22 protein-coding genes are annotated in these 24,350 nt (G+C 49.3%); 4 read left to right on the plus strand and 18 right to left on the minus strand.

Annotation, left to right across the window (positions count from 1 at the left end):
* Window positions 1-242 precede the first annotated feature (242 nt).
* Window positions 243-809 (plus strand): cupin domain-containing protein, encoded by a 567-nt coding sequence (locus MKY82_RS21100; protein WP_259445207.1) that lies wholly within the window; start codon window positions 243-245, stop codon window positions 807-809.
* A gap of 67 nt (window positions 810-876) precedes the next feature.
* On the opposite strand, the gene MKY82_RS21105 is transcribed toward MKY82_RS21100, so the two are convergent.
* The gene (locus tag MKY82_RS21105) at window positions 877-1,254 is read right to left on the minus strand and encodes a DivIVA domain-containing protein (protein ID WP_071220219.1); all 378 of its coding nucleotides are present in this window, start codon (window positions 1,252-1,254) and stop codon (window positions 877-879) included.
* A 236-nt stretch (window positions 1,255-1,490) separates the two neighbouring features.
* Between MKY82_RS21105 and MKY82_RS21110 the strand changes: the two genes are divergently transcribed.
* A complete protein-coding gene (locus MKY82_RS21110) occupies window positions 1,491-2,054 on the plus strand; it encodes a TraR/DksA C4-type zinc finger protein (protein ID WP_339218249.1) in 564 nt (187 codons plus the stop codon).
* A gap of 66 nt (window positions 2,055-2,120) precedes the next feature.
* Here MKY82_RS21110 and MKY82_RS21115 read toward each other — a convergent pair whose 3' ends face one another.
* From MKY82_RS21115 to hrpB, 7 genes are all read right to left on the minus strand, one after another.
* On the minus strand, window positions 2,121-2,681 hold the full coding sequence (locus tag MKY82_RS21115) for a helix-turn-helix domain-containing protein (protein ID WP_071220217.1): 561 nt from the start codon (window positions 2,679-2,681) through the stop codon (window positions 2,121-2,123).
* An 81-nt stretch (window positions 2,682-2,762) separates the two neighbouring features.
* Window positions 2,763-4,040 carry an MFS transporter gene (locus MKY82_RS21120; protein ID WP_339294296.1) on the minus strand — a complete coding sequence of 426 codons (1,278 nt, stop codon included), beginning with the start codon at window positions 4,038-4,040 and terminating at the stop codon, window positions 2,763-2,765.
* A gap of 190 nt (window positions 4,041-4,230) precedes the next feature.
* Window positions 4,231-5,235, minus strand: coding sequence for a Gfo/Idh/MocA family oxidoreductase (locus MKY82_RS21125; RefSeq protein WP_339294297.1), 1,005 nt, complete (start codon window positions 5,233-5,235; stop codon window positions 4,231-4,233).
* Between the two features lie 43 nt (window positions 5,236-5,278).
* Window positions 5,279-5,638, minus strand: a complete 360-nt coding sequence (locus MKY82_RS21130; RefSeq protein WP_071220214.1) for a helix-turn-helix transcriptional regulator — start codon at window positions 5,636-5,638, stop codon at window positions 5,279-5,281.
* 307 nt (window positions 5,639-5,945) lie between these two features.
* Window positions 5,946-7,142, minus strand: a complete 1,197-nt coding sequence (locus MKY82_RS21135; RefSeq protein WP_339294298.1) for an acyltransferase — start codon at window positions 7,140-7,142, stop codon at window positions 5,946-5,948.
* A gap of 230 nt (window positions 7,143-7,372) precedes the next feature.
* Entirely contained in the window at window positions 7,373-7,924 is a 552-nt protein-coding gene (locus MKY82_RS21140) for a general stress protein (protein WP_339294299.1), read from the minus strand.
* 78 nt (window positions 7,925-8,002) lie between these two features.
* Window positions 8,003-10,513, minus strand: coding sequence for an ATP-dependent helicase HrpB (gene hrpB, locus MKY82_RS21145; protein ID WP_339294300.1), 2,511 nt, complete (start codon window positions 10,511-10,513; stop codon window positions 8,003-8,005).
* A gap of 180 nt (window positions 10,514-10,693) precedes the next feature.
* Between hrpB and gluQRS the strand changes: the two genes are divergently transcribed.
* A complete protein-coding gene (gluQRS, locus tag MKY82_RS21150) occupies window positions 10,694-11,671 on the plus strand; it encodes a tRNA glutamyl-Q(34) synthetase GluQRS (protein ID WP_194543494.1) in 978 nt (325 codons plus the stop codon).
* Window positions 11,672-11,791: 120 nt separating this feature from the next.
* On the opposite strand, the gene MKY82_RS21155 is transcribed toward gluQRS, so the two are convergent.
* The 10 genes from MKY82_RS21155 to MKY82_RS21200 form a co-directional block, all read right to left on the minus strand.
* Window positions 11,792-12,172 carry a DnaJ family domain-containing protein gene (locus tag MKY82_RS21155; RefSeq protein WP_194543495.1) on the minus strand — a complete coding sequence of 127 codons (381 nt, stop codon included), beginning with the start codon at window positions 12,170-12,172 and terminating at the stop codon, window positions 11,792-11,794.
* Window positions 12,173-12,280: 108 nt separating this feature from the next.
* Entirely contained in the window at window positions 12,281-13,078 is a 798-nt protein-coding gene (locus MKY82_RS21160; protein WP_113058720.1) for an SDR family NAD(P)-dependent oxidoreductase, read from the minus strand.
* 160 nt (window positions 13,079-13,238) lie between these two features.
* Window positions 13,239-14,081, minus strand: coding sequence for a hypothetical protein (locus tag MKY82_RS21165; protein ID WP_220684641.1), 843 nt, complete (start codon window positions 14,079-14,081; stop codon window positions 13,239-13,241).
* Window positions 14,082-14,094: 13 nt separating this feature from the next.
* A complete protein-coding gene (locus tag MKY82_RS21170) occupies window positions 14,095-14,847 on the minus strand; it encodes a vWA domain-containing protein (protein WP_071220489.1) in 753 nt (250 codons plus the stop codon).
* Window positions 14,848-14,890: 43 nt separating this feature from the next.
* Window positions 14,891-16,972, minus strand: coding sequence for a hypothetical protein (locus MKY82_RS21175; RefSeq protein ID WP_339294301.1), 2,082 nt, complete (start codon window positions 16,970-16,972; stop codon window positions 14,891-14,893).
* A gap of 158 nt (window positions 16,973-17,130) precedes the next feature.
* Window positions 17,131-17,406: a WXG100 family type VII secretion target gene (locus tag MKY82_RS21180; RefSeq protein ID WP_006211202.1), complete on the minus strand. Its 276-nt coding sequence runs from the start codon at window positions 17,404-17,406 to the stop codon at window positions 17,131-17,133.
* 157 nt (window positions 17,407-17,563) lie between these two features.
* Window positions 17,564-18,076 carry a hypothetical protein gene (locus MKY82_RS21185; protein ID WP_071220206.1) on the minus strand — a complete coding sequence of 171 codons (513 nt, stop codon included), beginning with the start codon at window positions 18,074-18,076 and terminating at the stop codon, window positions 17,564-17,566.
* Window positions 18,077-18,103: 27 nt separating this feature from the next.
* Window positions 18,104-18,910: a hypothetical protein gene (locus MKY82_RS21190; protein WP_071220205.1), complete on the minus strand. Its 807-nt coding sequence runs from the start codon at window positions 18,908-18,910 to the stop codon at window positions 18,104-18,106.
* Window positions 18,911-18,926: 16 nt separating this feature from the next.
* Window positions 18,927-22,916: a type VII secretion protein EssC gene (gene essC, locus MKY82_RS21195; protein WP_339218264.1), complete on the minus strand. Its 3,990-nt coding sequence runs from the start codon at window positions 22,914-22,916 to the stop codon at window positions 18,927-18,929.
* 89 nt (window positions 22,917-23,005) lie between these two features.
* The gene (locus MKY82_RS21200) at window positions 23,006-23,317 is read right to left on the minus strand and encodes a hypothetical protein (protein ID WP_071220203.1); all 312 of its coding nucleotides are present in this window, start codon (window positions 23,315-23,317) and stop codon (window positions 23,006-23,008) included.
* A 365-nt stretch (window positions 23,318-23,682) separates the two neighbouring features.
* Here MKY82_RS21200 and MKY82_RS21205 point away from each other — a divergent pair, with 365 nt between their 5' ends.
* Window positions 23,683-23,922 (plus strand): hypothetical protein, encoded by a 240-nt coding sequence (locus MKY82_RS21205; RefSeq protein WP_006211206.1) that lies wholly within the window; start codon window positions 23,683-23,685, stop codon window positions 23,920-23,922.
* Window positions 23,923-24,350: the final 428 nt, after the last annotated feature.

The following is a 24,350-nucleotide window of genomic DNA, read 5'->3' on the forward strand; positions in this document are numbered from 1 at the left end:
CTCCCTTGTCATCTATCAGTCTAAGTCTGCTCCTATCCTCATAGTAATTGTTATGAAAATGGTTTACAAGCAAAACCAGTTTTGAAGCCATCAATGATTCTTTAGTCGTAGGCAGTCAGATTTATAAACGTTTGGGCATATATTATAAAGGAACACGCTTGTACAACATCCTTCGTTCTTATTCTTAAAAAAAGGAGAGTACCTCATATGATGACCTTAAGAGCGCTTGCGGGGATACTGCATTGACAAGGCATGTTTATCATTCCAGGAAACAGGCAGAGCGTTTAGGCGGCCTCGGAGTTGCGAATGTGTCGTCACTGGAGCTGCCCCTTCTGCAAGGTATGATGATGTCAGAAACCCATCTTGAACGCGGGAAGGGTCTCTCTCCCCATTGCCACCCGGACACGGACGAATTGTGTTATGTCATTCACGGAGAAATCAGTTATTCCCTAATTGATCCGGACACTCATCAGAATCTTGTATATCAGGTAATACCCGGTCAGGTGGTTCACGCCCCAATTGGTTGGTGTCACTGGGTAACTGCGCTAACCCCTGGAACGATCTTGCTGTTGATCTATAACACCGAGTGCCCACACCAAATGGACATTGCGCCAATCTGGGCTAATACGCTCATGGATGCTGAAGCGCTGCAATGCAATAGCGTGAACATGAAACCTCATTCGAAGGCGCTTATAACACCTGTCCCGATACATAAAAAGACGGAGAGCGACGTTTCAAGCCGACCTCTGCCGGCCCCACCCTTACTCATAAACGGGCGTCCAAACAACAAAACCACACGCAGCCGGTGATCGGCCATGTGTGGTTATTGTTGTAGAGACGCTTTTTATGTAATGATTTCGCTCGCAACGTATAACATCAATCAATATAAAATCTTTGTTCAGGGCGGATCTGCTTCTTAAGGGTACGCAGGTCGGCTTCCAGTTTCGCCACCGTTTCTTCAATCTCTTCCGGGTTCAGCGCCGGACGTTCTGCCTCTGGCTTAACGCCAGCCCTGAGATCGCGAATGGTAATCTGCTGCTCCTGCCATTTATCCATAAGATCGGAGATGGTGGCATAAAACCGCTCATAATCTTGAATCACTTCGTCCAGAAAGGAATCCACTTCCTCCTGATCATAACCCCGCAGTTTATTCGAAAAATTCTTTTCATGGATAGACAAAGCGTCCAGTTGAATGCCTAGTTGCCGAAATAGCTTTTTCTGTTTATCCAATCGGCGTTTCATGTGTTCATCCATAATGATTTACCTCCAAATATTGGTGCAGCCCTACTTTTTAACCTTCTCTCTCTATCTTTGTTTATATCATATTAAGCACTGGGATTAAAACACTCCGGGGCTTTTTTGGAGAATGTTCCAAAAACGAGAGGCTGCCGTTCCCATGGTTCATGTGATTGTTACCAATCCATTTCGGGTATTGATTGTACATAAGGAGCTATATTACGTACTTCAACCCAGAGAGGAGCGACTTTTCTATGACAACGATGACAAAACAACAATACAACGGCCTTAAACAGCGGTTGCTCAGTGATAAAGAACGATTGGAAGAGCAATTGGAGTCCCGCGATGAAACCAACAGGGATTACTCTCTCCGGGAGTCTACAGGTGAGCTGAGTGCAGCCGATAACCATCCTGCAGATGTAGGGACTGAGGTATTCGAACGAGAGCGTGATCTGGCCATTCAGGGAACGCTAGAGCATGAATTGGAGCAGATCCATTCTGCCTTGCAGCGAATGGACCAGGGCGAATACGGAACCTGTGCCGTGTGCGGCCTGGAAATTCCGTATGAGCGGCTGGAAGCTTTGCCTTATACGGCCCATTGTCTCGAACATGCGCCACGGAGAGTTATCAACGACAACCGGCCGGTAGAAGAGGATGTCATGACACCGCCCCCTTCCGGAGCTGGCGTCAACCGCCAAGCGGCCGACGGTAAATTTGATGATGCAGGCGCGTGGGATGCCGTTGAAGATTACGGAACATCGACGTCGCCCGGCATGTCCATTAAACCCGGGCAAGACGATTATAAGAAGAATGTATGAACCGGTACAGCAAAATAGAAGGGAAAGCTGGTACCTGCACGTTAGGTACCAGCTTGTTTTCCGTGATCAGGATTCTTTACGAGTCCGAACATTGGAAGCAAAAAACTCATATTCGTCGTAACCTTCCCCGCGTTTCTTTTTATAAGGGGTCAGCATTTTATCCAGCTCAACAAAAAACTCGCGCGCTTCATCTTCGCTCATATACAAGGTGGTATTGGTCAACATGGAGGTCGTTTCGCCCTCTTGACTCATATTTTTGAAGAAACGGTCTCTATTCTGATCAAACAACTCGGATAATAATTTGTTCGTTTCGGATCGAATTAATTCCTTGATGACCGGCTCGTCGGAATCTGCCCCTCGTTTGATCTTTACCGTACCGACAAAAGGTTCATAATATTTAGCGATAATACCGTTGATCTCTTTCGTGGATACGATCTTGACCAGTCCGATTCGCTCCAGCTTCTTCATATGATAATGAACTTTAGCCGGCACATCCCCGATCTTGTCTGCGACTTCCTTTACCGTTGCCGGACGGTCCATCTTATTCAATACATTCAATATCTGGAGCCGATATGGATCTGAATATATTTTGATCTCTTCCAGTGTAGTCAGTTCCTTCGTTTCCACACCGTACACCTCAGCTTCATGTTATTTTTCACTTCTTTTCATTATAGGCCGAGAATGTCGAAATTACAAAACGCTGAGGATTTAAATGGCACGGAAACTCTTCTTCCGAATGAGGAATATCACGGGCAGCATCATGATGAATCCCATGATCGAATACAGAATGGGAGGGGAGTGATGCTCCGCTACAAATCCAGTAATCAAGCTTCCCACAGGAATGGCAGCCGTGCACGCTACCGTCATAAGGGCACCTATTCTGCCGAGCATATGCCTCGGCGTTACTTCCATCAGATACGTGGAAATAGGGGCATTCAACATCGAGACGGCAAAACCGGCAACGAACATGCAGACCGCTGCGGACTCCACCCGCCATGCCGGCAGATGTCCTGGAATCCCTAACGCAAAATAACCGATTCCGAGCAGGATAGATCCTGACATGATCAAGGTGCTCTTTTTGAAGCTCTTCCCGTAACGTCCAATCCATAGCCCGCTGCAAATCATGCCGATCAGGAGGGCCGTTCCCAGTACGCTCAGACCTCCGGCTCCGGCACCCAGGGTCTCTTTGACGTAGACCGGCTGCAGTACATTCAGCGGTGCCAAACAGAAATTATTAATCATGGCGAGCACCGTTGTTATGAGGAGAAGCGTATGCTGCTTCACAAAAAGAAGAGCCTCTTTAATATCGCCGAACACCGTTTTCGTCATCTCTGTCGTAGGCCGTGCGGAGGCTTCCTTGGCTTCAGCCTGTTCGGCTGCCTCCGGATTCGGCATAAACGCGATAATGGTGGCGGCAGTGAGAAACGTTACGGCATCGATCAGGATCGTCCCCGAAATTCCGACCAAAGCGATGAGAGCACCAGCGATAGATAAACCGATTAATTCAGCGCTCCGACTTACGGAAGTTGAGAAGGAATTGCCTGCGAGCAGTTTATCCTTGGGAAGCAACCGCGGGACGATGGAAGTCTCGGCGGGTCTGGAGAAACATTCCAGGGTGGAATTTAGAAACGTGAACAGGAACAAATGCCAGACTTCAAGAGACCCCACAGCATACAGAAAGGCCGTTAGCGAAACCACAATGCCGCGGCTGAGATAGGTTAAGGCAAGCACCAGTTTCTTCGGCCAGCGATCTACATAGGTCCCGGTAAACAAACTGAACAGCAATCCAGGCAGAAAGTTAAAGGCGAACAATGTACCCATTAATAGTTCAGAACCTGTGAGCATGTAGACCATCCAGCTGTAAGCGATGGAGTCCAGGGAATCCCCGAATCGGGTAATGACCTGGGCAGATAAATAAATCAGATAGGGGCGGATTTTCAAGAGCTGACCAAAGCCTTGCTTTTCCAAAACAGCGGCATTTTGCATGGTTTCCTTCTCCTCTTCGTTAAATGGATAACAACATTAAACTTTTTCAATCCATTAAAATAATATTTACGTTAAAATTATTTTATCGTTAAGTTTATTTTAACGATTTCGAAGAGGAATGCAATAGGCAAAAAAAATAAATCGCCAACATGGCGATTTATTCGATCTCACGGATGACAACGATTCTTCTTTATTTAATGATCACTCGCGATGAGGATCTGGCTGCTCGAAGACATGCTTCAATGGCCCTGATGTTGCTGATGGCATCTTCCGGACCATAGGGCAGCGGCGTGCCGTCCATTACGGCCGCCGCCATAGCATCCGCTTGCAGTGCAAAGTGGTTGTAAATCCCTACCTTCTCCTCGCGGGAGCCCTTGGCCGTATGAACGCAGATCTGGGCCATGTCCTCCATCCTCTCCCATCCAAAAGCTGAGGGAAGCTCAATCCTGCCATCGGTACCTGCAATTTCTAAAGAGCATTTGGAATAGGTCCACATCCCGCACTCAAACGTAAGCCCCAATCCATCTTCAAATTCCACCATCCCGTGGACCATCATGTCCACGCCGTCATGCTCCTCAGAGAAAAAAGCATGGGCCGTTACTGCCTTGGGCTCCTGCCCATAAATCATTCGCGCTGCCGAGATGGGATAGCATCCCACGTCATAGATTGAGCCTCCGCCCATATCCTTGCTGTAACGGACATTGCTTTTATCCTCCGCATTGTTGAAGGTGAACGATCCGTGAATCCCGCGAAGCTGCCCGATTTCGCCGCTTTCGATGATTTCGCGTACACGCGCGTGTTTCGGATGATATCGGTACATAAAGGCTTCCGCAAAAAGCACGTTGTGTGCTTTAGCAGCCTCAGCCATTTCTCGGACATCCGCTTCGGTCAGGGCTGCCGGTTTCTCGCATAAGATATGCTTGCCGGCCTGTGCGGCTTTGATGGTCCAAGGTTTATGAAGGTGATTCGGCAAAGGAATATATACCGCATCAATGTCGGGATCCTCCAGAAGCTCGTCATAAGAACCATAGTATTTCCCGATATGATATCGCTCGGCGAGCTCACTTGCTTTTTCTGCGTTGCGGCTAGCAACCGCCCCGACCTCACAGCGTTCCGATTTCAATATGCCTGGTATCATTGAATTTCTTGCAATCCGAGCAGTACTCATAATTCCAAAGCGCAGTTTCTTGCTCACGAGGTCATTCCTCCTTTGGCTGCATTCCATTCAGATTATTTTTTTAAAAATTATCGTTTACCGCTTTATGAAGGATCCCTAAACACCGATCCAAATCTGTTTTAACCTGTTTTTTGTAGAGTTTGGCTTTCTCCGCACCGTCATCGGTAAAATGGTAAAGAACGATTTCTTGAAAATCGACCCGCGGATCATTCCCTTTCAGCTGCTTGGTACGATATAACACACCCTCCTGCACCAACTCATGCAGAGCCCGGTAAATTTCGCTTTGCGGCGGTGAGTACCCATGGCTCTTGAATTCTTGCCGTAGTTCTTCCAGCATCTGATATCCATATCCTCGCTGCTGCTCCACCATGGTAATGAGATATACTTTGATAAAAGCACGCTGGGCGATCATAAATGCCATCTGGACGCCTCCTCCTTCACGAGCTACTTGTCCCATAATATACCTAATTATAACCCACAGTTTCCCAGTTTGCACAATAGCAAGCATCCCCCTCTTTTTAAACCAAGAAGGTGTAGATTGAAACGTGGTGGGGTGTTAGTTGAATAAATGTGATGCAATAACACCAGCTTTTATTCTATTATGAATTTTTCATATACTGAAATTATATAGTGTATTATTTTTCACCTGTTGTTTTATGGGTTGTTGGCGTGGCTCGTTCGATTGGTTTCAAACAAAAAAACCACCCTGAAGGGTGGGTTTAATTTCTTCACATTCCGGCGGACGTGCCTGTGCTTGGTCGCGATTTGCCGTATGGGCGAACCCCGCGGCTTTTTCTTGCTCCCGCGATTCCGACAAGCCACTTCCCGAACGGCAGCTTGGCTAGCATGCAAGTGGCACCATAAGCCACGGCCACGCTGATAATCCATGATGAGAGAATCCGGACCAGAGGGTGCATGCTGATCAGCAAAGATTCATCGACTGCATAGCTTATACGCAGTGTCAATAGATGCATCAGGTAAGCACCATACGAATAGAGCCCAATGGAGGTCAGAAGCGCATTCGCAACCGCTCCGGCATGACGACATATCCAGCCGGCCACATCGTACATGACCAATATAGAGCTCATCAGGAAAAGTGCCATCATCGGGCGGAGCAGCGACAAGGAATAGAACGTAATCGCGCCATTCGCAGCAGAACGGATTTCATGGACGGCTTGCATGAGCATCCATCCGAACAAAAAAGCGAAGACCAGCCATATGACCGGCCGTGCCTTATGAATCCATTTTTTCCAAGAGTCATGGTATAAACCGGCTGCCGCCCCCAGCGCAAAATAGAAGAAATAATAAAGTGCGTTCCGATCTGCGTAGGTTGTGAACAGCTCACTCCATACCGGGACATTTAGGCTCCCCATCCATTGGCCAATATCGTTAATCATTCCTGTCAAACCCACGTACAATAGTCCGGATAAAATCAATATCGTAAGCTGCGTCTGCCAGCCCCATCTTTCTTTGATTCCTAGTATAGCGGAGCGGAACAACGGGTACAGCAGATAGAATTGAAACAGCATAATGATGTACCAAAAATGCGAGCTCGATTTCCCGGTTAGCCATACTTCTCCAAGATATTTCCAATCCTCAATGACAGCAGGATTAAACCTATGATTGATTAATAAAGTAATCAAGGTCCATACAGCAAACGGAACGTAGATGTCGCCAAAACGCCTCTTGATGAACCTTCCGTAAAACAGCTGACCTTTATCGTTATAAAACAGCACCATGCCTGTAATAAAAATAAAGACGGGTACAGCAAATTTCGTCGCCATCAGAAGAACTGCCATCATTAAACCATCACCTGTCGTCATTCCCGGCGCGACCGAATAATGTGCGATGGAGTGCTGTAAGACCACAGCTAGAAAAGCAATTCCCCGTAAGCGCTCGATTTCCGGTATTCTTTCTTTGGGCATACTGCTCCCCCCTTCGTCTGACTTCGTGTGCACACCTCATTGTAAGGGACACTGCCCCTGATCGGGTAATCCAATTATTTACTGATTCTGATGTTATCAGCACTATTAAGTACGTTCTATTGGGCTATGTATCAAGAAAAACTTCTATCGATCGTACCTTTACAGAAGACAGAATGCGGTTGATCTCTATAACAAAACCCGGTTCCCATCGGAACCGGGTTTTGTTTTCCTTACAGCAGCGTAGTGCCACGCGGCGGAAGCGCGTCGTCCCGTTCCAGATCAACCGCTCCCGCACGGCCCTCGTTTCTGTAATCATAATCGCGGAATATATCGTAGATGCCTGTATTTTCTTGATCGGCGTCCACCAGCACCAGAATCCGTCCTTGCTCTATATAGGATTCGTATTCTTTTGCCTCATCTTCCGGGATCCCAAGGCCGATAAAACCACCGACCAGCCCCCCGGCTCCCGCACCGACTGCTGCGCCGGCGAGCGTCGCCGCTATAGGTCCTGCAGCAAGTATCGGGCCGATGCCGGGAATAGCCAAAGCCCCGAGTCCTCCCAGCAAACCTGCCGTACCACCAAGAATGCCGCCTGTTGCCGCGCCTGCAGCTACCCCTTCAGGCGCCATCGTCCCCGTCTGCTCGGCTATCATGTCTGCTTCGCGTTGATCCTTCGCTATAATGGAAATGGCCTCGTTCGGAATCCCATGCCGCTGAAGCTGCTCGATTGCTTGGGCTGCTTCCTGTTCCGAACGGAATACTCCAACAATTTTCTTCTCCATGATAAACCCTCCTCATCGGTGGTCGTTCATAAATAACATTACCCGACGGAGGGGGAAATTAAACGTGACGCTGCCGTGTTAAGCCTTGGGCCGAGTCCGATGGGTTGCAGTCGCCTCCATGGGATCATCAGGCCAATAATGTTTAGGATATCTTCCCTTTAAGTCTTTTTTCACCTCGTAATAGCCGCTGCGCCAGAAACTGGACAGATCCGAGGTAACCTGAACGGGCCTTTGAGCCGGTGACAGCAAATGCAAGGTCAACGCAACCCGTCCGCCAGCAATTCGCGGCGTATCCTGAAGTCCGAACATCTCCTGCAGTCGAACGGCCAGGAACGGTTGTTCAGGGTCATTGTAGTTAACTGGGATCAAGGACCCGCTTGGGACCCTAATATGAGTCGGCGCTTCCTTCTGAAGCTGCTGCTTTTGCTCCCAGCTCAGCATATGCTCCAAGAGCGTTCCCGGAGAGAGACGTCTCATATCATTGCGATTCCGCAGCCCTTCCAAATATGGGAGCAGCCACTCCTCCGCCTGATTCAGCAAGCCTTCGTCCGAAACATCAGGCCATTTCCCCTCGGGATCATGCCGGAACATGAAGGCCAGCCGTTCTCTCAGCTGCAATGCCGCCTTGCTCCACTGCAACAATCCAAGACCCTCCAGCCTGATCCCTTGCAGCATGGCTTCCGCTATTTCCTCTCCTGTCGGATTCGAATAGGCTTGTTCCTTGATAACGAGGGCTCCAAGCATCAGCTTCTGTCTCGCCCTAATGCTGCCGGATGCTGAATCCCATACAACCTCTTTATGCTGTTCCATCTCGTCATGGTAATACTTTTCGAGCCATAATTCATCTATTTCAGAAGCAAGCTGAATATTCCCGTCCGGGCCTTGATCATCAACGGCAGCGACCACAATATACGGTGCGCGGCTCATAGGCTGAACCGACACCAATTTCACGCCTCTGCCGCTGCGCATCAAAAAACCGGTTCCTCCCCTGTTCTTCGCGATCCGATCCGGATAGGCGAACGACAGCAAAAGGCCGCAGAAATTCAAGTCCCCGCTAGTCGTATATGCAATATTCAGCTGTGTATGCAGTTTTCTGATCTCTTGTTTCATCCGCTGCAGCACGGCTTCATTAGTCACGTCTTGTTCAGCCGATCGCTGACCTTGTCGTTCAAACAAGAGAAGCCGCTCCACACGTGAGCGCAAATCCTGATCCCTGATGGCTTCACCTCTGCTCAACATGTCACGCTCTTGAAGCAGTACAGCAATTCGGATAGCCAGCGATGTTTCTCCTATTTCTTGTGCTTTCAGCAGCATGTGAGCGAGCCTCGGATGAAGCCCAAGAAGCGCCATCGCTCGGCCATGCTGTGTGATACTGCCTGAATCGTCCAGAGCCGACAGCTGCTTCAATAACGCTTGTCCTTGTGCAAGAGCTAGTCGGGGCGGCGTATCAAGCCAAGCAAGCTCCTCCGGGTCACGCGTTCCCCATACCGCCAATTCCAAGGCCAGCGGCGTCAAATCGGATTCACGGATCGCCGGAATGGTGCTTTCCGACAGATGACGATGCTCTTCCTCGCTCCATAAGCGATAACATACACCAGCCGATACGCGCCCAGCCCTTCCCCTTCTCTGATCCGCGGATGCCCTGGATAACCGTCTCGTAATCAATTGCGGCAGTCCCGTTCTGGGCGAGAACACCTCCGTGCGCATATAACCGCTGTCAACAACCGTCTTGATCCCCTCAATGGTAATACTGCTCTCGGCAATGCTTGTGGAGAGTACAATTTTACGCCTGCCGCTCGAATCGCGTCTGATCGCTTCGTCCTGCTTGTCTGCCGGAAGCGCGCTGTACAATTCCCGAATGACGACATTTTGGCTTAAACCTATTCTTAATAATTCATTAGCGGTTCTCCTGATTTCGCGGGCACCCGGCAAGAATACAAGGATATCGCCTTCCTGTTCGGAGAGCGCTCGCATGATGGCATTCGCCGCACCTTTATGCAACTCGTCGAGAGAGAATGAGCGCAAATAGTGAGTAGACACTGGAAAAGCACGACCTTCACTAACGATGACCGGTGCGTCGCCAAGAAGCTTCGCGACTGGCTCAGCCACTAGGGTAGCAGACATGACGAGCAGCCTTAAATCTTCCCGCAGCACCGACTGGGATTCCATCGCAAAAGCCAGGCCGGTATCAGCCTGCAAATTTCGTTCATGAAATTCGTCGAATATAATCATACCGATGCCGGTTAATTCCGGATCATCCTGCAGCATACGCGTCATGATGCCTTCCGTCACAACTTCGATCCGAGTGTTCTGACCGATCTTGCTGTCCATTCGGACGCGATATCCGATCGTCTCACCAACTGCCTCTCCCAAAGAGGACGCCATATAACTCGCAGCCGAGCGAGCTGCAATTCTTCTAGGTTCCAGCATGATGATCCGCTTGTCTTCCAGCCACGGTTCATTCAGAAATGCCAAGGGCACCTGGGTTGTCTTGCCCGCACCCGGTTCAGCGATCAAAACCGCATGGGTTCCAGCAGATAAAGCCATTTTCAATTGTGGAAGTATTCGGTGAATCGGTAATTCAGTCATGGATACATCTCCGTTATCCTATCAAATATCAATATAATCCCTTAATTATATAAAACAGCCGATGTACGTCAAGGGGAGCTGCTTGTCGCCACGGCTGGAAAGTATCGATATAATTGCGATACAATATGAATATCATTCCCATGTCAACATCAAGATTCATGTAGTCGGAAGGTGAAATGTATGGAGCAGCATGCCACATTTCGCGGCCGCTTTGCCCCTACGCCATCAGGAAAGATGCACATCGGCAATGCGTTGACCGCTTTACTTGGATGGCTGCAAATGAGGAGTATGAACGGACAATATATACTCCGTATAGAAGATATCGATGTCCAGCGTTCCCGCCAGGAGCTTGCCGTCGAGATGATGAGAGATCTGGAATGGCTCGGTTTGGATTGGGATGAAGGTCCCGGTGTTGCCGGAGACTACGGACCCTATCATCAGGCGGCGCGCCAAGCGCTATATGAGCGGGAAATCACCAAGCTGCAGGAAACCAATAACCTGTACCCCTGCTATTGCAGTCGGGCCGATATTACGGCCGCAGCCAGCGCACCGCACGGCATTGCATCGGAAGGCCTCCGTTATCCGGGAACTTGTAGAGACTTGACTCGAGAGGAAGCGGCGCTTCGCGTGCTTCATAAGAAGCCTTCGCTGCGGATGAAGGTACCGGAAGACATCGTTTCCTTCGTCGACGGCATCGCCGGGGAGCAGTCCCATCGACTATCTGACGGAGGAGACTTTGTGGTTCGCAGGGCTGACGATATCATCTCATATCAACTCGCGGTGGTTGTGGATGATGCTTTAATGGGCATAACCCACGTACTCCGAGGAGCCGACCTACTGGACTCCACGCCACGTCAGCTGCTCTTATACCATGCGTTAGGCTATCAGCCGCCACAGTTTGCACATACCCCGCTAATGGTCGATGCGGAAGGCAGAAGGCTCGCCAAGAGGACCCGCGGGCTTAGCCTCTCATTTCTTCGCGGCCAGGGCATCATGCCCGAGCGCATCATCGGCTGGCTGGCTTGGACCGCCGGTCTCCTGGACTATCCGGAACCCGTTCGACCTGTGGATCTAATTCCTGTGTTTGACTTATCGAAAGTATCTTCTGCCCCGATCAAAATAACGGATCATGTCAAAAATCAGCTCTTTGAATCCTAGATGCAACTCATCGAAATAAGGGATTCGCAGGAGTTATTAAACTACATCTTCTTATCCAGATAAACAAGCAGCGCCAGCACGTTCATCCTCGCAAAGAGAAGAAAGGCTGGCGCTGTTCTGTTATTCCTCATGGGTTAATCGTTCCCTAACTTTGGACTCATACTGCGTAAACGCGCTATTGCCGCTAAGCCCGCGCTGTTCCATCAGCAATTGCAGTCTTAGACGCTTTTCATTGAGCTTGCGCTGAAGCTGCTCCTGCTCACCGTCGCTGCAGGCAGCACCGAGCAAGTCATACAGCTGAACGCATTCCTTGCGAAGCGTAACCTCTTCAGGGACATAACCCGCATTTTTCATGATGCGATAAGACATTCTCAGATCCTCCGGAATGTGCGAAAGATCGTCGATCGGAAGTTTCTTTCCGGCAAATGGCAAATCATCGAGCTCCCCATTGCGGATCGCTTCTTCGATCTTCTCCTCAGCCAATCTGGAAAAGATGCTCATGATTACACAGCCTCCTCCTTTTTTCCTTTGTCCTCTTCATCATATAGCAGCGCAGTTTATATTCCAAGTTCTGAATGCAGGGAACCCTCGAGATGTCTCCTATCTCATTTACAACAGGGATTCGGCTCCATCTATGAAGATTTGTGCCCCTGTAATATGTCTTGATTGGTCGGAAGCGAGAAACGCCACCAAATCCGCGACCTCTTCAGGCGTACCCGGTCCATCAGACAGCGGCTGGCTCCCTTCCGGATATTCAACCGGAATCACGATCTCTTCCAGATCTCCCTGCTTCTTCGTGCTTTGGTCAATGTTCGTGGATATCGCGCCGGGGCAGATGACATTCACCCTAATCTTGAATTTCGCCAGCTCGAGCGCAGCCATCTTCGCAAAAGCCACCTGTCCCGCTTTGGTTGTGCTGTATGCGCTCATCCCAAAGTTGGAGAAGGTTCGGGTACCATTGACGGAGCTGGTAATGATTATACTGCCCTGCCCCCTTTTCTTAAGGTGCGGAATCGCATATTTGACCGTCAGAAACGTCCCGTTCAAATTTACGTTCAGCGTCTTGGTCCATTCCTCCAGCTTCATTTCATCAATTGGCGTCATCACGCCGTTAATCCCTGCATTGGCGAATACAATATCAACACCGCCAAAAATCTCGACCGTTTCGAGAACCGCCTTCTCCACCCGGTCAGGATCTGTAGTATCTACGTCAAAGGCTCTGGCGGAACCCTCGCGAATAGAGTTGATCTCCGATTCCGCTTTATTCGTTCGGTCATCTAACAGATCGAATAAAGCAACATTTGCGCCTTCCTTCGCCAGCTGAATGGCGGCTGCCTTCCCTATGCCTGATCCGGCTCCGGTAATGATCGCTGTTCTCCCATGAAAACGTCCGTGTCCTTCATTCATCCTCAACACGCTCCTTATTATCGTAATCCGTTATGCATTCATCTGTCACAAGATTACCCAAAAGGAGTTGTTTTATAATCATGATTTCTAATTTTTTGCACAAAAAAGCCGGACCCTTGGGTCCGACCATTGTTTATCATCATCTAACATTCTTAGAAACCTACCATACAATCTCCAAAAACGAAGCGTCATCTTCCAGACCGTCTGTATGGCGAGCATTCATTAATACTTGCACTTGCTCATCAGGAATCGGCTCCTTCAGCGGATCCAGATCGTTGAGCCCATCGCTGTATAACTGAAGCCGATATTCGGTCTCCGGGTCTAATTTGCACGAAAACACGTGAGGACTGCCTCCGATCGGACCACTACGGGAAGACCATCGTTCCGAGGTCCGGAAACGATCTCCGAATACCGAGGTGATCTCGTCTTCCTTGCGCCACAAGCGTACCCTGGAGTCACCCTGCCAGGCGAGCCACAATCTTCCTTTGCGGCGAAAACCCGAGGAGAGCTCTATGCGGCCGCAAATATACATAGCTTCGCTTCCCTTGCGCTGCTTCTCTTCCAGTACTTCGCGAAGCAGCTTGGGCGTTTCGGAACTCAGGGAATGAGTCCGCATTTCCCGATCAGCTTCCTGCGTAAGCTCCTTCAGTCTGCGTTCAAGCGATGCGGTCGTGAGTTCCTCAACCGTCTCCAGCCAATTCATTAACCCTTGGCCTAGCAGACGCGAGGCCACATCGCCCCGATAACTCAATCCGACACCATCGCACAATACAAAATGGCACACATCTTCCTTCATCTTCAAAGCAATGAAATCCTGACCCATCTCGGAGAGCATGACAGATTCTGCCGCTCTGCCATACGCATAACGACATGTGAACAAATCTTTAATCTTCGTAATCGGTTCTTCCACGGTCTGCTTGCTCTCGTAATAAAACGATGCTGCTTGAGCCTTCCGTTTACGAATTCCCAACGATTCCATGCTTCTTGCGTATGATCGCTTCATCTTTGTGACCCTCTTACCTTACCGGCGTGGCAGCTGACATCTGAAACCCGATGGACACCAGCTCAGAGCAAGTGCCTGGAAGCATCATCAAAGCTCCCGGGCTCAGTTGATAATCCGCCTCAACCAGCATTTCTCGATAACTTTCGGGAAGAACGGAAGACATCATTTTAAGTTTGCGCGCGTGTTCATCCTCAAGCGAAGTATCGGCCAAAATCCCTTTCCAGCGGCGCGGTTCGGATATCGGCTGGTTCATCAGATGATCGGATATGAATATGTTCTCCACAAGCACGTTGCCGTCCGGAACGCTCATGTTCATGATGCGGCGGGCAATCGGTTCCGGATCCTCTCCCGTAGCCACGCCATCCGTCATATGGCACACAAGCGGGGCGGGGCAATCCTGCATGTTCGGAATCTCCGACTGCAGGATTTTCTCGGCCTGCAGGAACGCTTTCGCCGAATCGGAGAAACGCTTCGGCGTTAAATCCGGAAGCGATCCGATCGCCGCAATTTCGTCAATGCCCTTAATCCCGTTTAACAAATCATAGACATCATCGCTGTATGCAAGGATGGCAATCCGGTATCTAGGCGTCAGCCGATTGCCCTTCGTGGACCGAAATACCATTTGCCGAATGGCTAGGGACAAGGCCTCGTATACGACATCGATCCGCCTCCGGTCCTCCATCAGCATGTTCATGGACGCGCTGATATCAATCAGATATATAATGAGCGCTGGCGTGCGCTGTGATGCTTGAATGGTATAGTTCATCGTGAATAACATTCACCCCTGCATTTTCGTCATGTTTACTTCCTTACAGTTTTGGTATCCAGTGGCTGTCGTCACTTATGAATTTCTGCAGATTGCTAAGGCGGCTGCTCATTTTACCAACGGTTTTATAATAGGCCTTATCCTTGTTATATAACTGTATGAATTCACGTGCGGCATTCTTAGCACGGTCTTTGTTCCCGGCCACCTGCGCATTATACGCTTTATTATATAAAGCAACCAGTTCTACAACGTTTTGGGAACGCTGTTTCTGAAGTGCTGCGGCTTGGGCTTGTTCGGCAGCTCTGGCTCGCGCCTGGCGCTCCGCTTCCGCCTTGGCAGCTTCCTTAGCTGCCGCCTCTTCCTGTGCCTGTCTTTTCTTCTTCTCTTCGAGCTGAGCTAAGTACGCCTCATACTTGGCCTGATTATCATATTTCTCTTGCAATGCCTGCTTCTTTTTCTTCTCTTCAAGTGATGCCAGATAAGCTTCATACTTCGCCTGCTTCTCATACTTGGCCTGAAGCTCAGCTTTCTCCTGTTCCTTCAGTGCCTGCTCAGCTTCTTGAGCCTTCTTGGCCTCCTCAGCCTTTTTGCGCTCCTCTTCCGCTTTCTTAGCCTCTGCCTCTTTCTGGGCAGCCTCTTCCTGCTGCCTCCGTGCTTCTTCCTCTTGTTTACGCGCTGCTTCTTCCTTCTCCTGCGCTTGCTGCTCGGCTAATCGCTGAGCAGTAAGCTGACGGCTCTCTGCCTTCTCCGCCAGAATCTGATTCACCGTAATCGCAGAACCTGCCAATATGACGATAGCCGCAGCGGTTGAGAGCATGAATTTACGGGATAACAACAGTGCTTTAATGCCTTTGTTGGATGATTCTTCAGCCGGACGCAGCTGCTCTTCGAGCCCCTGTATAGCGGCGGCAAGCTCCACTTCAAGCGGACTGTCCTTCTTTACGAAATGATACGCGGAGCGGAATATTTCCAACGCGCCGGAAAGATTACCCGCATCCTCCAGATCACGGGCTTGATGAAACAAGCGTCCAACCACATTGTCGTTGACCTCTCGGGTGCCTGGCTCTATGCCAAGCGATGCCATAATTTCAGCCGGCACCTCTTGGTCGGTTTCAGAACGGGCTTCATCCGCCTTGTCGTCATGAGCAGCAGCAGCGGCTACAGGAGCTTGCGCTTCCTCGACTACTTCTTCTTCACTCAAGGATGATAAAGCAATCAGCCACTCACCAAAGGTAGGGCAGCTGCTCAAATCCTGACTGTCCCAGGTTCTGCCGAACAGATCCGCAATCCGTGTACCCCAACGCTGACCCAGCGATTTTTTCAGTAAAAAATAACGCTCGCACGGGGTCTGCATTTCATGCTGATCAAAATAGCTTTCGCCCCATGCCCGATTCACGATAGCCGGATCGCTCCATCCCAGCATTTCCGCAATGATAACAGCACCTGCGAAACGATCGGCATATGAACTCCATAACCCGCTATGCACCGTACGGTGAGCCGCATATCCAGGAGAGCCAGCAAGCAAAACATCAGGTCGATCCATTTTGGGACTGTACATCTGCTCCACATCGACAAGCTCAACGGCGGCAGCGCCTTCCGGCAGCTTCACTTCCGAAAAAAACGGAAGCATGACATTAGGCGCAGACAGGTCACAGTGGGCTAAACCGCGCTGCTCCATGCTTGAGCCGATAGCTGCCAATGCCTTGGCAAGCATCAGGCTATCAGAACGTCCCAGATTACGCTGATCGCTTATAACGTCAAACCAAGTACATCCATGAATCCATGGCATGATGACCGCGTAGAGCAAATCCGGATATTCCGCTATCAAATCTCCGTTTCTTTCGGGAGTGAGCACCTCTCGACTGCTTACCTGCAAACCCGGTATCTCGCGATAATTCCCCATATGTTCGGATTGATACACCATAGCCGGAATTCTGAACTTAGGAAAAAATACCTTTAGTGCTTTGGCTTCATGCAGTTCCCCGTCCACAGGAATCAACTGGTATACGATTCCCTGACGCCCAGCTTGGGCATAGGCTACGCCTGGCGCTGCGGGATGCTGCCCTACTGTATAAGCCGTTCCATTTACAACAATCCCATCGCCCGGGTTTGGCTGAAATGTCATGAACGTCATCCTCTCTTAACTCCGTTACCTAACTATATAACTCTATTAACCACATGGTTATATTCTAAACATCCAAAATTGCAAGAAAACCGGGTTGTCTACCACCCGGTTTATTCTGCCTATTAAACTATTATAAAGCAAAAGTCTCCGAATGGATATTAACGGGATTCGTCAGCCATACGGAATTTCTGAGCGATCGCTTTCAGCTCATTGCTGATGCTGTCAAGCGTTTGAACGAAGGAGTTCATCAAACGGCTTGCTTCCTGGAATTCCTGGAAAAAGCGCTGCTTCGTCATACCATCCCATTGACCTTCCATGCCGTTGATCGATTGAGTCAGGCTGTTAACGATTTGCTGACTTTGATCACCGCTTTGTTTAAATTGGTTTGCTACTTGTTCAACTTGTTCTGGCGTAATTAAAATACGTCCTGCCATTTATGTAACCTCCTAGAAATTCGTTTTCTGGTGACACTTGACATCTTAGCCCATGAGCCTCAGTTTATCAAAGCGTCCTCAGACCTAATTTCCAGTTACCCTATACGTCCCAATTTGAAACATTTACCATCCCGATTTTCCCGAAAGGAATAGGAGTTTAGTTGGCAATGCCAAACGAAGACGGATCGGTAAAGGTCCAGCTTTGCCCGGCTAACGCGGCTTGTTTAGCCGAATCTCCGTTGTCTCCACTGGTCATGCCCACGGCAGCTGCTACCGAACTCGGGTTCGATATAACCGTCGAGGAATTGCCATATTCCGGTAATATGGATGAGCGCCCCTCCATGCCGGAAGCGGCAAACAGAGCCGTCGGTGATACTGTACTTACGATGGCATGCTCCAAAATCGTATGGTACTGATGATCCGTTTCTTGAAATTGATCGGCTTTGCTTTGAAGATGCTTGCCCAACTGAGCAAGAAGAGCTCCCAGATGCTCTCCAAGACTCCGGGCAGACTGCCACTCATCAATAACCGCCGCTTTGAGAGACGTCTCCCAAACGAGTGATTCCATAGCTTGGTTGAGCGTTCTCGTAATCGCTAAATATTCATCGCCACTATGCTGCAGCTGACGGCTTAACGTCCGGAGAGACTCCGGCTCGACAGAAATACGCATTGGTCCTCACCTTTCATACAGGCTCTGTTACTGTTTCAGCCACATGAGTAGCATATGACGAAACTGCTCTTTGGTCGCTGGTGCTGCGGTTAACCAGTCCTGGTCTCCCTCCAGGCTCATACGCAGCAGCCAATTCATGGACTCGTTCACTATAAATGCTGCATTTTGACTTTCCCAGCTGTTTCCGTTCCAAATCGACAGCTGGAGTTCCCCCGAAGACACCTTGTTTTTCATACATTTCGCTAAAGCGATGGAACCTTCCGCATCATCGGTCAACCTGGCCAAGCGATCGCCGATATCATCGCTGTTCTGTTCGGAAACGGAGGTGTAAATATCTCCGAATTCCTTCCGGCTAAGGAGAAGTGCCGGAATATCCCCCCAGTTTTGGTCGCTTAGGGCCAGATCCTGCACCAGTTGATCGCAGGTTTGTTCGATCGTGCCAAGTTCGCTTAGCAGGTAACATCGATTGTCTTCGCCGCTTCTGCATACTTGTATTACCCGTTCATCCGTAACATGCAGATATCCTTCAAACGCCGAATCCTGATTTTCATATTTCAACCAGCACGCACGTTCCGCAAGTCCGGCAATAGCCACTCTTGAGAAGACCTCGGGTGGAATCGACAATTCCCCGCCTTCCTCTTGAATCAAATATTGCTTGCTTAGGAGCGATTGTTTGGTTTTCTCCCACTCAACCGCGATTTCTTCCGTTAAGTATCCTACAAATGGATCTTCAACACCAAGTAATCGGTCCGATCCGATAATTCCAGCCAAGAAGAAAAATTCCTTGTCATTCAGCGTGATCGTTTCTTGTTTGGAAGCATGAATTGTCAACATTATGAGCCACCTCCCCTCAAACTACAACATGCCATCGGTCGCGAATTTCTGTGACCCATCTTTGGGCGTTCCATTCGTCATCAAACGGAACTGCGCCTTTTATTCTGGAAAATTTGCGTTTTACGTAGTACCCCTGTCCTGGCGGGAGTATTTTTAGTCCTCCAGGACTATTAGCGGATTCGGAAAAAGGAATTCTGAAGAACGATAAATCGTTGGAATCCAATGTTCCGAATAAAAATCCGTTTTGTGCAGCCTTAATATCAGTAAACCAATCGACGCCATACGTCGGGAAATCGGCCGGCACACCGGCAACGATAACATGTACCCGGCGGTCCCTCCCCTGTCTGACGATGGCTGACAGCTGGTCTTTCAAAGTAAAATCGGAAAGCTGCTTGCTGAGCACGTCAGCGTCATCAATCATAAGCAGGATCGTCGGGTCTTCACTGTCTTTCGACCGGGTTTGAACCCGTTCATAAAGACCTGAAATGAGCGGAGCCAGGTCTTCCTCATTCTCCGCATGTCCACGGACATGCGGAAGATGATTCATCCGACTCAGACCGCTGCTACCATAGCGCGTATCTACCGTATAGATTTCCAGCTCATCCGGCGATGTATGATATGCAAGTGATAACATCCAGCTAAGAAGGAATGACGTTTTACCGCCTTCCATCGGACTCGCCACAATAAAATGCGGCCCATCCTCCAGATTGATAGCAAAAGGAGTCAAATCATCCGTAGCCACTCCGACAGGAACCCGGTACTTCGCCATACCTGCTGTTTCGTAAGGCTTTTGTACCTTCAGCAGTTGATGAAGCGGAATCTTGTCCGGCAGTGACTCAATCCGCGGCGCTTCCTCCCCGTGCCACGCTGCCCGGTGAGTGCGAATCATATCGCGGAGCGCTGCGGAGCGGTCCCCCTCTTCCTGGCCTGAAGCCGGCAAGGCCGTCTGAAATTCAAGCGGCGGCACCTGCCCCTTGACCAGACCTCTTCCCGGTGGAAGCTGGCTGGGGGCTCTTGTTGGACGCCCCACCGCATAATAGTAATCAGCAGGATCGGCCAGTTCGTACGACACTGCTTGCGAGATGTTGCTTCGAACCTTCTCAAACATATCCGAAATTCGGTTCGCCGTAATGACAAACGTTATTCCCAGACTGCCGCCTTCTCGCAGCAGGTATTCAAGCATATCATTCTCATCCGGATACGAGTTCCGGAAATTCAGATAACCGTCAATAACCACGACCAGCTGCGGAACGGGTCCTGTGTTGCCCCGGCGATAGGATGCAACAGTCTTCACACCCGCTTCGGCAATCATGTCCTTGCGAGTCGCCGCCGTTTTCGTCAGAAAACGGAACAGGCGCTTGATGCGATCCTCTTCCTCCGCCGTCATGACTCCTCCGATATGTGGAAGCCCTGTAAAGTCCCGCATCATTCGGCCCATATCCACGATATACCCATGCCAAAAGTCCGGGGTGTACCGACTGGCTAACGACATCAGCATCGTTTGAATAAAGGTGGTCTTTCCAAGTCCAGGCATGCCGTACACGGCCCAGTGGCCTTGCTCGAGATTGAGCATCAACGGCTTCTGGCATTGGTTTGGCAGATCATCAACCATCCCGACGTAGGACACAAGCGCCGAATCACCGAACAGCTCCTGCTTCTGCAGCTCGGTCCCGGACTGAATGCTCTCCAGATCCAAGCTCTCCGGAAGCGGTGGAAGCCAAGGCCCCTGTAGCCGTTCGATTCCTTGCTCTTCGGCAACTTCCGCTACATGGTCGATAAACACCTGGAGCTGTTTGGGTACCTCCAGATGCGCTCCCAGGGAAGGATTAGATGCAAGCAGAGGCTCACTCTTCCCGTTGATTCGCACCTCCCGAATAACCACTGCGCCAGGCGTATCCTTCTCTTCAATGTAAGGAGCACCGCTCCAGGCAAATTGCATTTCTTCAAACACTTCATCGCTGCCCACCTGAAAATAGCCTCGTCCGGGCTTGTTAATCCAGGCTGCATTCGGAATCTTCAGCATATCACGGCTATCGCCCTCGCTTTGTACCCGAAGGCAGATCCGAAAGCGCGAATTACTCCAAATTTTATCGTCCACGACGCCCGCCGGCTTCTGAGTCGCAAGAATCAGATGGACTCCGAGTGTTCGTCCAATAGCGGCGATGCTGATCAATTCATCCATGAATTCCGGTTGGTCTTTCTTCAGCTGTGCAAATTCATCAATGATAATAACGAGATGCGGAAGCGGTTCGCCATGCCGATTGCGCAGCAGCTTGTAGTACTCGTCGATATGCTGCAGATTTCCCGCATCGTTCAATATTTTCTGGCGGCGAACCAGCTCGGCTTTCAGCGACACCTTCGCGCGCTCGATTAGATTGTTATCCAGATTCGTTATGGTTCCTACAACGTGCGGCAAGTTAACAAACGTGTTCGACATGCCGCCGCCCTTGTAATCAATAAGCATAAATGCCAGGTCATGAGGGTGGAATTCGGATGCCAGGGAGGCAACAATGGATTGAATAACCTCACTTTTCCCGGAACCGGTCGTTCCCGCAATCAGACCGTGCGGTCCATGACCTTGACGCTCTATTTTATCATGAAGATTCAAATTAATCTTCTTTCCGCCCGCCCGGACTCCCATCGGAACGGGTAATGAATCCGGATATCGGTTCTGCTGCCAGCGTCTGTGTACATCCAAATCGTTGATTTTTTGAATATCCATCATCTCGAAGAGTGCCAAAACGCTTGGGATATCCGACGCAGAGGATCGTTTCAGCCGGATCGGCGCCATGTATCGGGCCAAGGCTTCGATTTGCTCCCTGCTAATATGATGGGATTGGAAAGTTTGCTTGGAGACCGTACCATCTGCTTTCTTAATCGTATACGCCGCCTGCTCCCGGTCAACCTCTACAATAAGCTGGCAGTGCATCGGCAAGCTTTCCTTGCGGTCGGACAAGATGATGGTAACCGCATCGGTCGCTTCGGCATCTTCCATCAACAGAGGCAGCAGCGGTTCTTCCTCGATTAATTGGGTAGCGGATAAAATCACCACGTATGCCGGTGTCTCAATCGTTTTCTTCCCATGCTCGGCACGATTATTTTTACGCCGGTATAAGTGAGTAAATATTTCATCCGCAAGCTGATGGGCATTGCTCCGTCGATCCGCAAGATAGCGGCTGGATCGATCATCATCCCACGTATGTGGGAGCCAGCGCAGCCATTGCCACTCGCTCGCTTCTTTCTCTTCGTAGAACGCGGCGATCTTCACTTCATCGGGTGAGTGCCGCACAGCCGTTTGGGCCATCATCACGCGCAGCATATTTAATACGCGCTCTCTTCCGCCTACGATCCCTATGACCTTGGATTCGAATAACGGCAGCGCAATCGATGCATCGTCGACGGACTGAAATTCGGAAGACAGCAATTCAGCTGCTTCGATCAAAGGGTCCTTGTCATACCCATCCGCGCGGGGAGGCTTTACGTTAATGTAAAACGGAACCTCTCCCTTGCCCACGCAAATCTCCAGAAAGTCCTTATCTTCCGGGGAGCGTTCCCATAAGCTGCTGCTCCGGTTCTTTACGACGTTGTAACACACGTCCGGATCGCCATGGATTTCAAACAGAATGTGTACCTGATCCTCCTGCCGCTCCTTGAGCTCTTCGCGGTGCAGATCAAGCTGTGCCCGGTACTTCTGATTTCGTTCAGCCAGCTTCTTCTGATAGGTCTTCTTGTTGCTTAAATACATGAAGAACGGCAGCGTGTAGGATGTCAGCATCATAAAGATGGAGAGCATCTGGAACATCATGTAGTTGGTATTCCCCATTTTGCCGCTCACGTTCATATAAACATAGAAACCGACCGTCGCAGCCGTCATAATAATCGGGATAATGATGGCAATCATCGAAAACGACGGTTTGCTCGGCTCGGACGGCGGTCTCAGAATCTCCATGTCTTCATTCGGTAAAGCCGGTCTAATACGCGGCGAACGTTGGTACAACACGTTCATAAGTCACTTCCTCCTAATCCAGAGCATCTGAAATGTACAATTATGTATGTGGCTGTTTCATTCAAAACCAATGGGTTACTTACCCAATCTCAGCTTTCTTGAAACAACGATCTTCTGCCATAGACAGGAGCTTCCTCGGTGGTTGTTGAGAATGCCCGTTGCAAACGAATATAGGAGCCTTCCCTAAGTCCCGCTTCAACGAGGTTAGAATGGCCGCCTACCGTAAACCACAAGCCTTCCGGGAACTTTGCTTCTAATATATATTGAATCCCTTCACCCGAGGGTTCACGAAAAAGACGTAGCCCCAGCAGCTCATTCAACCGTTCAATGGAGCACTCATCGGGTACGTCGATATCAAACCAATCATCTTCATTTCGACCGCTGATCACGGTGAGTATCATCTAGCCAACCTGCCTTCCCAAACATGGTAATCCTTATGTTTATTCCATATGCAAAGTCCAATCACCTATTTCAATAGTTACAAAAAATAGTTACATTATTGTAATAATATCATCCCAGGGTCAGTTCTGTCAATTTGTGTCATATTTCCTATTTCCTATTTTTCATGCGGGTTTATTAGTCCTGAGGGACTATTTATATATTGATTATAGGGTAAACCCGGGTTTTTCGTCGGTAAAACAGCGTCGTTCACAAAAATGTCACGCTCTGAAAAATGATGCTGATTAATTCTATGAATTTAAGGTTATTTTAAGATTGGCAATTTATAATGCAAATATCATGAAAAATCTTTCGTGAGGTGATTGATATGAAAACACTTATCATGTTCCAAAATAAGCCGGTTCCCGTATACTTTACAACGGATAGCAAGCAGCCGGTACAGAAAGTATTAAAACTGCTAACCAGCGCGCTTGACCATAAAATTCAAACCGGCAAAAAGGCGCTGCAAAAATGCCTCAACTCCCTGATCAGCATTGAAATCGAGGGATCCGAGGCAATTCTTCACAGCAAAAGCGAAAACGACTCTCTTGCGCTATCTCTCTTTTAAAAAAGAGGGATAGCCCTTTTTTTGTTTAACTCCATTATAACCCGTAATGACGATCCTCGGCTATCTGCGCTCTCTGAATTCGGATTTGAAACAATTTCACGAGATTTCTCCGCGTTGTCATCTCCTGGCAACTGTCCAATTTTTTTAATATAAACCGATCGATGGACATACTGTTCATCCCTCCATTCTTATCTTGGAAAAACGACCCTATGTTCTGATAACTTCTATTAACCGTGCCTTTTCAAGATTAAACGAGACTTTCTTACGTTCAACAAAGCTTCTTATGATTCGACGATGTTTTGGTAATAACCCATTTTATAATCAGTACCTTGCATTGATCAGTACTTAGTGATATCTTATTGTAGAACCACTACTGAATATTAATCACTACCTCATGTTTACATCATGAACATGGACTTATGAAAGGA

It is taken from the genome of Paenibacillus sp. FSL W7-1279 (genome assembly GCF_037969845.1).
Classification (GTDB): domain Bacteria; phylum Bacillota; class Bacilli; order Paenibacillales; family Paenibacillaceae; genus Paenibacillus_AQ.